The 11,749-nt window shown below is 52.1% G+C and carries 13 protein-coding genes; 1 reads left to right on the plus strand and 12 read right to left on the minus strand.

Annotated elements, in window-relative coordinates; all coding sequences use genetic code 11:
• A partial coding sequence (locus tag IBX50_RS12475) for a hypothetical protein (protein WP_292256313.1) occupies positions 1-461 on the plus strand: 461 nt, incomplete at its 5' end.
• On the opposite strand, the gene IBX50_RS12480 is transcribed toward IBX50_RS12475, so the two are convergent.
• The 12 genes from IBX50_RS12480 to IBX50_RS12535 form a co-directional block, all read right to left on the minus strand.
• Positions 426-1,511, minus strand: a complete 1,086-nt coding sequence (locus IBX50_RS12480) for an HD domain-containing phosphohydrolase (protein WP_292256314.1) — start codon at positions 1,509-1,511, stop codon at positions 426-428. The two genes, IBX50_RS12475 and IBX50_RS12480, sit on opposite strands and share 36 nt — an antisense overlap.
• Positions 1,512-1,587: 76 nt before the next feature.
• On the minus strand, positions 1,588-2,766 hold the full coding sequence (locus IBX50_RS12485) for an O-succinylhomoserine sulfhydrylase (RefSeq protein ID WP_292256316.1): 1,179 nt from the start codon (positions 2,764-2,766) through the stop codon (positions 1,588-1,590).
• A 7-nt stretch (positions 2,767-2,773) separates the two neighbouring features.
• A complete protein-coding gene (purF, locus tag IBX50_RS12490; protein WP_292256318.1) occupies positions 2,774-4,294 on the minus strand; it encodes an amidophosphoribosyltransferase in 1,521 nt (506 codons plus the stop codon).
• A 7-nt stretch (positions 4,295-4,301) separates the two neighbouring features.
• Positions 4,302-4,784, minus strand: a complete 483-nt coding sequence (locus tag IBX50_RS12495) for a CvpA family protein (RefSeq protein WP_292256320.1) — start codon at positions 4,782-4,784, stop codon at positions 4,302-4,304.
• Between the two features lie 23 nt (positions 4,785-4,807).
• Positions 4,808-5,353, minus strand: a complete 546-nt coding sequence (locus IBX50_RS12500) for an SPOR domain-containing protein (RefSeq protein ID WP_292256322.1) — start codon at positions 5,351-5,353, stop codon at positions 4,808-4,810.
• On the minus strand, positions 5,338-6,684 hold the full coding sequence (gene folC / locus IBX50_RS12505) for a bifunctional tetrahydrofolate synthase/dihydrofolate synthase (RefSeq protein WP_292256324.1): 1,347 nt from the start codon (positions 6,682-6,684) through the stop codon (positions 5,338-5,340). Before folC ends, IBX50_RS12500 begins: the two co-directional genes overlap by 16 nt.
• Before the next feature lie 7 nt (positions 6,685-6,691).
• The gene (gene accD, locus IBX50_RS12510) at positions 6,692-7,555 is read right to left on the minus strand and encodes an acetyl-CoA carboxylase, carboxyltransferase subunit beta (protein ID WP_292256326.1); all 864 of its coding nucleotides are present in this window, start codon (positions 7,553-7,555) and stop codon (positions 6,692-6,694) included.
• 68 nt (positions 7,556-7,623) lie between these two features.
• A complete protein-coding gene (gene trpA, locus IBX50_RS12515; protein ID WP_292256328.1) occupies positions 7,624-8,436 on the minus strand; it encodes a tryptophan synthase subunit alpha in 813 nt (270 codons plus the stop codon).
• A gap of 21 nt (positions 8,437-8,457) precedes the next feature.
• Positions 8,458-9,669: a tryptophan synthase subunit beta gene (trpB, locus tag IBX50_RS12520; RefSeq protein ID WP_292256329.1), complete on the minus strand. Its 1,212-nt coding sequence runs from the start codon at positions 9,667-9,669 to the stop codon at positions 8,458-8,460.
• 12 nt (positions 9,670-9,681) lie between these two features.
• The gene (locus IBX50_RS12525; protein ID WP_292256331.1) at positions 9,682-10,317 is read right to left on the minus strand and encodes a phosphoribosylanthranilate isomerase; all 636 of its coding nucleotides are present in this window, start codon (positions 10,315-10,317) and stop codon (positions 9,682-9,684) included.
• Positions 10,318-10,329: 12 nt separating this feature from the next.
• Positions 10,330-11,259 (minus strand): tRNA pseudouridine(38-40) synthase TruA, encoded by a 930-nt coding sequence (truA, locus tag IBX50_RS12530; protein WP_292256333.1) that lies wholly within the window; start codon positions 11,257-11,259, stop codon positions 10,330-10,332.
• 1 nt (position 11,260) lies between these two features.
• On the minus strand, positions 11,261-11,749 hold a 489-nt coding region (locus IBX50_RS12535), incomplete at its 5' end, for a FimV/HubP family polar landmark protein (RefSeq protein ID WP_292256335.1).

Consider the following 11,749-nt stretch of genomic DNA (forward strand, 5'->3'; position numbering starts at 1 on the left):
CCAAAATTACCGACTGTGGCAACCCGGATTTTGTCATCACCCGCAAAGGAGTACCGATTGGCTATATCGAAGCCAAGGATGTGGGCAAAAACCTTAACCACAAAATCTATAAAGAGCAATTCACTCGCTACAAAAAAGCTCTCGACAACCTGATAATCACTGACTATGTGTGGTTTCAGTTTTTTGTACAAGGTGAGATGGTCGCAGAAATAAAACTTGGTGAACTCGAAAACAACTTCATCACGATCTCACACAACAGCATCACCAAATTTGAAAACCTGATTCAGGATTTTGCCGTCACAGTCACGCAGGCAATCAAAAATCCAGGCAAGCTCGCCGAACTTATGGCCGGTAAAGCCCGGTTGCTGGAAAGTATTTTATATGAAGCACTACAAGCAGACCTGAACAATGAGAACCAAAACGAGCTAAGTGCCATTCGGATCGGCTCCCTTTTCCTCTAGATGGGCTTCGCGCACGGCCAAGATTTCTGGCAAGCAGCGCTCAAAATGCTTAACCAGCTCTGGATCAAAATGTCGACCCGATTGCTCTTTTATAAAATTCAACGCGTCCTCTATTGCCCAAGCTTTTTTGTAGGGGCGTGAAGAGGTGAGAGCATCAAAAACATCAGCAAGAGCAGTGATACGCCCGGACAGAGGAATGGCTTCACCCACTAGCCCCTTGGGGTAACCACTGCCATCCCATTTTTCATGATGAGTTTCAGCAATTTCTCGTGCCAGGGAAAGCAGTTCGGATTCATCACCGTCCAGCAGTGTGGCACCAATTCGGGCATGATCTTGCATGATTTGATATTCATCGGGTGCGAGCTTGCCTGGCTTCAGCAGGATGTAATCGGGAATACCAATCTTGCCCAGATCATGCATGGGGCTGGCATTGAGTAACAGCTCACATTCAGAATTACTCCATCCCAGGCTACGAGCTAGAATGGCAGCATATTTACTCATTCTCACTACATGTAATCCTGTTTCGTTATCACGAAACTCAGCTGCACGACCCAAACGACGGATGACTTGTAAACGTGTGGAATCCAGCTCACGGGTACGCTCTGCGACCTTTTGCTCCAATAGCGCATTCTGTTCATGCATCATCCGGTGAGCTAGGTGCACCTCCAGCAAATTGCGTACTCGCATCAGCAGTTCATTGCGATCAAAAGGCTTGCTGAGAAAGTCCCTTGCACCTCCATCGAGTGCTCGCAGCATATATTCACGCTGGTGCTGTGCAGTCAGAATCAGGATGGGGGGCATTAGGACATCTTGTAAGGCTTTGAGCTGATCCATGACCGCATAACCATCCAGGTGTGGCATGTTGATATCCAATAGGATCAGGTCAGGACGTTGCTGCTGGTAAGCCGATATAACTTCTCGCGGGTCTTTAATCTCGACCAGATTATTATAACCCTGCCCTGAAAGCATTTTACGCAGTAGTTTTAGATTGGCTGGTTCATCATCCACCAGCAATATCCGGCTGTTATTCAGTAAATAGGTGTCAGTCATTTTTTGCTTCCTCTTCAGCAACACCATCTTTAGCAACTGGTATAGGCTGACCGGTCATCTTTACGCACACGTTTTTTCAGGAGAGTCCAGCAGTCAGGTCAGCCTTGATATCGTTTATATCTTCCAGACCAACAGCAATACGCACCAGACCATCGGTAATTCCGGCAGCCAGTCGTGCTTCTGGAGCCACACGGGCGTGAGTGGTGCTGGCAGGATGAGTGATGGTGGTTTTAGCATCACCCAGATTGGCGGTGATGGACAACATGCGGGTACCATCAATCACTTTCCAGGCAGCAGCCTTGCCACCGCTCATTTCAAAAGATAATACCCCACCAAAACGGCGCATCTGTTTTTTGGCCAGCTCGTGCTGAGGATGGCTGGGTAAACCGGAATAATGCACACGGGCAACACCGGGCTGTTGTTCCAGCCACTGAGCCAGTTCCAGTGCGTTGGCAGAATGAGCATCCATACGCAGACGCAGGGTTTCCAGCCCTTTCAGGAACACCCAGGCATTAAAAGGACTCATACAGGGGCCGGCGGTACGCACCACACCAAAGACTTCTGCCATATCCTTGTGGTTACCCACCACAGCACCACCCACCATCCGCCCCTGACCATCCAGATACTTGGTGGCTGAATGCACCACAATATCGGCGCCCAGCTGTAATGGCAGTTGTAGTGCCGGGGTACAGAAGCAGTTATCCACTACCAAGCGCAGACCCTTGCTGTGTGCCAGCTCGGCCAGTGCCGCTATATCGGCAATTTCACACAGGGGGTTGGAGGGGGTTTCAGCAAAAAACAAACGGGTGCGATCGTTACAGGCTGCATCCCAGGCACTCACATTCTGCAATTCAACAAAATGGGTAGTGATGCCAAAACGACTCATCATGCGGCTGAACAGCCCCACGGTGGAGCCGAATACACTGCGCGAGCAAACAATTTCATCACCCTGCTGCAGAAATGCCAGGCATACCGACAGGATGGCTGCCATGCCGGAGCTGGTGGCAACTGCACGATCACCCCCTTCCAGTGCGGCCAGACGCTCTTCAAAACAACGCACGGTGGGATTAGTGAAACGTGAATAAATATTGTGTTCGCCGGTTTCGTTGGCAAAACACTCAGCAGCATGCGCAGCCGACTCAAACACATAGCTGGAGGTGGTAAAAATCGGCTCGGCATGTTCCCGTTCAGCCGTGCGGCGCTGTCCGGTGCGTAATGCCAGGGTATCTAGTCCCCAATGATTGTTATCGGTCATAGCAGGCTTACTCCACTTCTGCTGAAATATCGTTGTGCAGCTCAATGGCACCATTTTCGGCGCTGCTGCCATTTTTGGCGGCATCATTACGCTGGGCTTCCAGTCGATCCAGATAAGCCATATCAATACCACCCGTCATGTAGTTGCCATCAAACACTGAGCAATCGAAGCGTGCCACTGCGGGGTTCAACTCCTTGCAGGCATCGATCAGGTCATCCAGATTCTGGTAAATCAACCAGTCAGCACCAATCAGTTCTGCCACTTGTTCTTCGGTACGATCATGGGCTATCAGCTCTCTGGCTGCCGGCATGTCGATGCCGTACACATTGGGATAACGCACGGGCGGTGCAGCGGAAGCAAAGTAGACCTTACGAGCGCCGGCATCCCGCGCCATCATGATGATTTCGTTACAGGTGGTGCCACGCACAATGGAGTCATCCACCAGCAGCACGTTTTTGTCCTTGAACTCCATGCCTATGGCATTCAATTTCTGGCGTACGGATTTTTTACGCAGGGTCTGACCCGGCATGATAAAGGTACGACCGATGTAACGGTTTTTGATAAAACCTTCGCGGTAGGTCACACCCAGATGCTGTGCCAGTTCCAGTGCTGAAGTACGGCTGGTGTCAGGAATCGGGATCACCACGTCGATGTCGTGATCCGGTTTGATACGACGGATTTTTGCAGCCAGTTTTTCACCCATCTGCATCCGGGCATGATAAATGTTGATGCCATCCATGATAGAATCCGGACGCGCCAGATAGACATGCTCAAAAATGCAGGGAGTCAGTTCAGCATTGGTTGCACAGACACGAGTATGCAATTCACCCTGCATATTGATAAAAATCGCCTCACCGGGTGCCAGATCACGGATCAGTTCAAATCCGGCGACATCCAGCGCCACACTCTCGGAAGCAATCATGTACTCGGTGCCCTGAGGAGTCTGGCGCTGCCCGTAAACAATCGGGCGAATGGCATGGGGGTCGCGGAAACCGACCAGACCATAACCACTGATCATGGCCACCGCTGCATAACCACCCTCACAGCGCTGATACACACGCGTAATGGCAGAAAAAATGTCATCTTCGGTCAGGGTCATGCCCTGCTTGCCCAGTTCATGAGCAAAAATGTTCAGCAATACTTCCGAATCAGAGTTGGTGTTGATGTGGCGCAAATCGGTACGGAACAGCTCTTCCGTCAGGGTTTCAGAGTTGGTGAGATTGCCGTTGTGCGCCAGGGCAATACCATAAGGCGAGTTGACATAAAAGGGCTGGGATTCAGCTTCACTGGAGCTGCCTGCCGTGGGATAACGCACATGACCAATGCCCATGGTGCCGATCAGGCGCTTCATGTGGCGGGTACGAAACACATCCCGAACCAGTCCATTACTCTTGCGCAGAAAAAAGCGACCCCGATCACAGGTCATGATACCGGCGGCATCCTGCCCGCGATGCTGTAAAACGGTCAAACTGTCAAACAACAACTGATTGACCGGCTCGTGAGCCATAATACCTGCTATTCCACACATGAAGCATTCACCTATTTGTGCTGATGTAATCATCTAAATGACCGGCAGACCAGTCACGGATTTGTTCTAGATACGGTAGCAGCATCGACTGCTGCCAAAGTGCATGATGACGCAGGTCGGTCAGGCTGGTTACCGACACGACCAGAACCACAATAATCAATCCACGCAAAACACCAAACACCACCCCAAGCAAACGATCAATGGTGCCCAGCCCTACTTTCTGAACCAGTGTGCCAAAAGCAGAAGACACCACCTTGCTGGCCAGTAACACCACAATTGTGATGGCAATATAAGCAGCTGCCAGCTGTATTCCGGGGTCACTCAACAGGGAAGAAAAAACCGGAGCCACCTGCTGACCCAGCATTCGGGCGGCCAGCAGTGCCAGTATCCAGCCCATAAAAGAAAGCAGCTGCTGTACAAAACCCTTCCAGAAGGCCAGCAGCGTTGAGGCCACAACAACCAGCAGTATCACCCAATCAACAGAATTCATTTATTTCCCCTATAACAACCCGGCTATTCATCCCGTGAAGGCAAGCTGCCCTGTGCTCTGGCTTCATGTTCAGGCACATAACGGGTCAGCAGTGTTTTTAATCCCATATCCTGCAGCAGGCGATCTTGATGCTCCCTACCCTGTTGCTGGTCGATATACGGACCTGCAAAAACCACCGCCATGCCATTAATTTTACGCCAGTAAGGGTGTAGCCCCTGCTGTTGCAAGCGCTCAACCAAACGACGGGCGTTGGCCGACTCACCAAAAGTGGCCACCTGAATGGCCCAGGCTTCCACACCACCATCCAGATCAATGCGCACCCCTGCAGCGGTCGGCTGCTGCTGGCGGGTCAGTTGTTGCTGTTCCTCTGCTGTCCAGGCCGACTTCACTTCCGGCTGCTGAGGTTCTTCCACCGCCACCTCAACCGGCTTGGGTGCTGGAGGGGTGACAATTTTATCAGAAATTGGTGCCGGTGGACGTTCTTCTTCCAGTACAAAAGGCAAAAATATAATCGCCAGAGCTATTAATGCTATGGCTCCAATCAGACGCTCTTTCACTCCGTACCGCATGACTGAGCCTCACTCTTCTGCATAATTTCCAGGATACCGGCCAGGGTAAAAAAAGAACCCATCACCAGTATTTCTTCACAACCAGCATTCAGCTGTGCCAAAGCCGTTTTGTACGCCTGCTGCACTTCGGCATCATCACAGACTGCCAATACCTCAGCACCCATTTCCTGCAACAGTAAGGCCAGTTTTTCCGGTTTTGCAGCCCTAGGTAATGGCAAGGCTGTGGTGATCCAGCCATCCACCAGTGGCAACAGGGGTTTGAGTGTTGCAGCCATGTCCTTGTCTGCCATCATACCGACCAGTGCCACACGCCGAACTTCACCCTGCTGCTGCAACTGTTTAGCCAGATACTCTGCTGCCTCAGGATTATGAGCAACGTCCAGTAGCCAGTAACCCGCATTCGCAGGGATACGCTGCATCCGACCCGTCAGCTGCGCTGTTGCCAACCCATCTGCAATAGCCTGACATTTAATGTCCTGGCAGGCCAGCAACAAGGCCTGTACTGCTGTGGCAGCATTGTCGTCAGGCAAGGAGTTCACCGGCAAATTATTCAAATACAATGGTTGGTGCTGCTTATCCTGACCACGCCAGTGCCAGTAGCCCTGCTGCGGCAGACTGCGAAAATAATGCTCACCCAGTTGAAAAACATCGGCGCCCAGTTTGGCTGCAGCTTTTTTTACACTATCCGGCAGCTGTTCACTGCCCAGTACCGCAGGGCAACCGGAGCGGAAAATACCGGCCTTTTCAGCACCGATCAGCTCCAGGGTATCCCCCAGATAATCCTGATGATCCAGCGCCACGGTTGTCAGCACTGCAACATCACAATCCACAATATTCACCGCATCCAGTCGGCCACCTAATCCCACTTCAAGTAACCAGAGTTCCAGCCCAGCATCCTGAAACAGCAGCAGACCGGCCAGAGTGGCAAATTCAAAATAACTCAGTGTAAGGGTTTGCTCCGGTGGCTGGCAGCGGGCTGCTTCAATTCGCTCAAAAGCATGAATAATGGCCGCGTCACTGACGGGCCTGCCGTTGATTTGAATGCGTTCGTTAAAGTGCAGAAAATGAGGAGAGGTATAACTGCCAACGGTTAATCCAGCAGCCAGCGCCATCGCCTGAGTCATTGCCAGAGTGGAGCCTTTACCATTGGTTCCGGCAAAGGTGATCACTCGGCAGGAACGGGAAGCAGCCGTCAGTGGCAGGTTCAGCCGCAAGGCAATTGCTTTGACACGCTCCAGACCCAGGTCAATTTCTCGTGAATGGAGCGTCTCAAGGTGTTTAAGCCAGGTGTCCAGTGTGCCGGAGGAATCCGGCAGATGTTCAGAGGTCACGAAACAATCAAGCTGCAGGTTGCTGGGTCATTTTTCGCAGCAGTCCACCCAGAGTATCGGCCATCTTGTGACGATGAATAATCATGTCCACAGTGCCGTGTGCCAGCAGAAACTCTGCGCGTTGAAAACCTTCCGGCAGTTTTTCGCGTACTGTCTGCTCAATCACTCGCGGACCAGCAAAACCACACAGGGCAAAAGGCTCGGAGACATTCAGGTCACCCAGCATCGCCAGTGAAGCAGATACACCACCGTACACTGGATCAGTCAGCACGGAAATATAGGGTACACCGGCTTGTTTCAGGCGCTCCAATGCAGCAGAGGTTTTGGCCATCTGCATCAGCGAGAAGAGGGCTTCCTGCATGCGTGCACCACCAGAAGCTGAAAAACAAACCAGTGGAATGCGCTCTTTTAATGCCAGTTCAGCAGCACGCGCAAATTTTTCACCCACCACGGAACCCATGGAGCCACCCATGAAGTTGAATTCAAACGCCACAGCAACCACTGCAATACCTGTCAGATTACCACGCATGGCAATCAAGGCATCTTTTTCACCTGTCTCCCGCTGCGCTGCAGCCAGACGATCTTTGTATTTTTTAGAGTCACGGAACTTCAAGCGATCCACCGGCTCCAGGTCAGCAAACAGTTCACTGGCCGTGCCCTTGTCGAGGAAGGACTCCAGACGCTTACGTGCCGTGATGCGCATATGGTGATCACACTTGGGGCAAACATGCTGGTTTTTTTCCAGTTCGGGACGATAAAGTGCCACGTCACACTTGGGACACTTACGCCACAGACCTTCCGGCACGTTGACTTTACGGTCACTCGTTTCAGAACGGATAATGGATGGAACAATTCGGTTTAACCAGCTCATAATAAACCCTGTAGCCTAAATTCAGTGTGTAGAGTTTAACCTAGGTGACGACTAGGATTGTAAGTTTTTCAGGCAGGCAGGTTATCCAGCGCCTTGCGCATATCACCCAATACCTGCTTAAGAGCCGCAGCAATTTTTTCCGGTTGATCCGCCAGCTCGGCCACTTTGCTGACCAGTGCACTGCCTACGATGACACCATCAGATACCGCACCCAGCGCTGCAGCAGTAGCGCCATCACGAATACCAAAACCCACGGCCAGCGGCAGATCGGTGATACCGGCAAATTCTGCCAGCCTTGCTGAGACACTGGCAACATCCAGCGTGGCCGATCCGGTAACACCCTTAAGGGACACGTAATACAGATAACCACTGCCCGCTGCACAGATTTTTTTGGCGCGTTCCAATGTGGTGGTGGGTGCCAGCAAAAAGATGGAGTCCAGATCAGCAGCTTTTAGCAATGCAGCAAACTCGACACCTTCTTCTGGTGGCAGATCAACCACCAGCACACCATCAACACCGGCCTCGGCTGCGGCTTTAACAAAACGCTCATAACCCAGGGCTTCAATCGGGTTCAGATAACCCATCAGCACCACAGGTGTTTTGCTGTTGGTTTTACGAAACTCTGTCACCATCGCCAGCACATCCACGGTGCGGGTATTGTGTTTCAGTGCCCGCTCACAGGCTTTCTGGATCACCGGGCCATCGGCCATCGGGTCAGAAAAAGGCACACCCAGCTCAAGAATATCCGCACCGGCTTCCACCAGAGCGTGCATTAAACCCAGCGTATAATCCGGGTGAGGGTCACCGGCGGTGATGTAAGGAATCAGCGCCTTGCGTCCATCTTGTTTCAAGGTAGCAAAGGTGTGTTGAATACGGCTCATGTTTGTCTCCGTCAGGCGCGATTAAAGGGTGATGCCTTGCAGGCGGGCTACGGTCATGATGTCTTTATCACCACGTCCTGACAGGTTCACCAGCAGATGCTGATCTGGTTTCATGGTTGGTGCCAGACGCTTGGCAAAGGCCAGAGCATGGCTGGACTCCAGCGCCGGGATAATGCCTTCAAACGCGCAGAGGTCATTAAACGCATCCATCACCTGAGTATCGGTGGCCACCTCGTACTTCACCCGTCCGATGTCTTTCAGATAAGCGTGTTCCGGCCCTACGCCGGGATAATCCAGACCGGCAGAAATCGAATGGGTTTCAATGATCTGACCGGCATCATCTTCCATCAGATAGGTACGGTTGCCGTGTAATACACCAGGGCGACCGTCATTCAGCGGAGCGGCATGACGACCGGTTTCCAGTCCATCACCACCGGCTTCCACACCGTACATGGCCACTTCATCATCGGTCAGGAAAGGATAAAACAGACCCATGGCATTGGAGCCGCCGCCCACACAGGCAATCAGGGCATCTGGCAAACGACCGATTTGTTTGAGTGATTGCTCACGCGCTTCACGCCCAGCGACCGAGTTAAAATCACGCACCAACTTGGGGTAAGGATGCGGACCAGCCACCGTGCCAATGATGTAAAAGGTGTCATCCACGTTGGTGACCCAGTCACGCAGAGCTTCATTCATGGCATCCTTGAGGGTTTTTGAGCCGGAAGTGACCGGAATCACCTCTGCACCCAGCAGTTTCATGCGATACACATTAGGTGCCTGACGTTGTACGTCTTCTGCACCCATATACACTTGGCACTTGAGTCCCAGGCGGGCAGCCACAGTGGCCGTAGCCACACCATGCTGACCGGCACCGGTTTCTGCAATCACCCGCGGTTTACCGGAATACTTGGCCAGCAGTGCCTGACCCACGGTGTTATTCACCTTGTGGGCACCGGTATGGTTCAGGTCTTCACGTTTTAGCCAGATCTGTGCACCACCCAGATGTTTAGACCAGCGCTCAGCATGATAAAGAGGGGAAGGACGACCCACATAAAACGCCAGATCCCGATCAAACTCGGCCTGAAAGGCCGGATCAGCACTTAAACGAGTGTACTGTTCATCCAGCTGCTCCAGTGCAAAACTCAGGGTTTCCGAGACAAAGCGACCACCATAAGGACCAAAGTGGCCTCTGGCATCCGGCAGGTTTAGCAATTCAGCATATTTGGTCACGCTTGATACCCCTTAACTTCTGACCGCCTTGAGGAAGGCATGAATTTTTGTTGGGCATTTTATACCCCGGCTGCTCTCAACTCCACCGGAAACATCCACCGCATAAGGGCGAGTGATGCGGATAGCTTGTGTAACATTGTCCGGCGTCAGTCCACCGGCAAGAATCCAATAATGCTGCTCACTGGCAGGAAAACGTTGCCAATCAAAAACCTCGCCTGTACCACCCGGCATTCCAGGCGTATAAGCATCCAGCAAAAACCCCCGTGCTGTAGGCCACTGATCAGCCGCCAGTTCTGGATCAAATCCGGGTTTCATACGCAAGGCTTTGATATATGGGCGACCAAAAGACGTACACAAACTTTCCGGTTCATCGCCATGGAACTGTAACAGATCCAGCGGCACCTGTTGCAGTACCTCCTGCACCCATTCAGGTTCCGGATCAACAAACAAACCCACACTCATCACAAAAGGTGGTAAATGCTGAATCAAATCAGCGGCTTGGCTGGGTGTCACCGCTCTGGGGCTGGGCGGATAAAATACCAGCCCAAGTGCATCAGCGCCTGCCGTGACAGCAGCAGCCACGTCTTCATGTCGCGTCAAACCACAGATTTTGGTACGAACTCTTACTTTAGCTGCATTGCTATTCATGCTGGTTTCCGATCAGGTTTTTGCAGGTCGGGTACGGGTCAGATCACTGCGGTGCCACTGAGGTAAAAACTCAGGGTAAGGATCATCCGGTTGTTCGTTGGTCAGCAGCTGCATAAAGTGCGGCCCCAGAGGCTCCAACGGCAAACCAAAATGCTGAGGGTAAAGTACCGCCACCAAGTACAGGCCATTGGCTGGTGCCGTAATACCAGCAACCTCTCGGACACCCTGCTGCAGCAGTTCAGCAATCCACTCTACCGGGCGTTCACCCTGCCCGACTTCCAGCAACGCACCCACAATGTTGCGCACCATGTGGTGCAAAAAAGCATTGGCCTGAATATCCACCACAATCAACAAGCCACGTCGATACACACGAATAAAGTGCATGTGCCGCCAAGGGGTGCGGGACTGACAACGCACAGAACGGAATGCAGAAAAATCTTTTTCACCAACAAGCTGCTGGGCTGCAAGTTGCATTTTTTCGGCATCCAGCGGTTGATTCCACCAGGTCATCTGATCAAACATTTGTGCCGGTGGTGTGCGGTGATTGTACAGAATATAACGATAACGCCGCGCCAGCGCAGAGTGACGAGCATGAAAATCATAAGGAACGGCTTGCGACCAGCATACACGAATATCTGCTGGTAAGTGATTGTTGGCTCCAAACACCCAAGCTTTGGAAGGGCGGGCGGCGGTGGTTTCAAAATGCACCACTTGCCCACTGCCATGAACACCTGCATCAGTTCGACCGGCACACATTACCGATACCGGCTCAAGAGCAATACGGGCCAGGGCTTTTTCCAGCAGAGGCTGGATGCTGGCAACTCCTGTCTGCTGGGTCTGCCAGCCTCGGTAACGACTACCCAGATACTCCACACCCAGCGCCATGCGACCGGGTGTGGCATTATCAGCAGGAAACAGCGCAAAAGGATCAGTCAGCGCCATGTCAGCCTGTCAAAGTCTCCAGTATCTGCTGAGCAGTAGCCCGCAGATCAGCATCACCTTCACGGATGACCTTGTCCAGCAACTCGCGCGCACCAGCCTTGTCACCCATCTCGATGTAGGCTGTAGCCAGATCCAGTTGGGTAGTCAAATCACCTTCTGTACCACCAATATCCAAATCGTCAAGGTCACCCAGATTACCCAGATCGGACAAATCCAGCGGATCATTATTCTTAGTGGCGGATGCTTCATCCAGATCCGCTGTCAAACTTTCCAGTTCTGACAGGTCAGAACTCAGTGCTGCCAGCTCTTCAGTCACACCCGGTGCTTGTTTTTGCTCAACCTCATCTTGCTCTTCAGTTTTCCGAATATCATCCAGCTCCAGACTATCCAGCGCTGACATAAAGTCATCTGCATCAGACTTGTAATCGACCGGCTCAAAATCATTGGACACACCAAAATCATCATCCAGCTCATTGGCTTCAATCGGCTT

This window comes from Marinospirillum sp. (assembly GCF_014859565.1).

Excerpts from the sequence above, each read along its gene's own strand:
- IBX50_RS12480 (WP_292256314.1), bottom strand. The coding sequence starts at position 1,511 with ATGACTGACACCTATTTACTGAATAACAGCCGGATATTGCTGGTGGAT.
- IBX50_RS12485 (WP_292256316.1), bottom strand. The coding sequence starts at position 2,766 with ATGACCGATAACAATCATTGGGGACTAGATACCCTGGCATTACGCACC.
- purF (WP_292256318.1), bottom strand. The coding sequence starts at position 4,294 with ATGTGTGGAATAGCAGGTATTATGGCTCACGAGCCGGTCAATCAGTTG.
- IBX50_RS12495 (WP_292256320.1), bottom strand. The coding sequence starts at position 4,784 with ATGAATTCTGTTGATTGGGTGATACTGCTGGTTGTTGTGGCCTCAACG.
- IBX50_RS12500 (WP_292256322.1), bottom strand. The coding sequence starts at position 5,353 with ATGCGGTACGGAGTGAAAGAGCGTCTGATTGGAGCCATAGCATTAATA.
- accD (WP_292256326.1), bottom strand. The coding sequence starts at position 7,555 with ATGAGCTGGTTAAACCGAATTGTTCCATCCATTATCCGTTCTGAAACG.
- trpA (WP_292256328.1), bottom strand. The coding sequence starts at position 8,436 with ATGAGCCGTATTCAACACACCTTTGCTACCTTGAAACAAGATGGACGC.
- IBX50_RS12525 (WP_292256331.1), bottom strand. The coding sequence starts at position 10,317 with ATGAATAGCAATGCAGCTAAAGTAAGAGTTCGTACCAAAATCTGTGGT.
- truA (WP_292256333.1), bottom strand. The coding sequence starts at position 11,259 with ATGGCGCTGACTGATCCTTTTGCGCTGTTTCCTGCTGATAATGCCACA.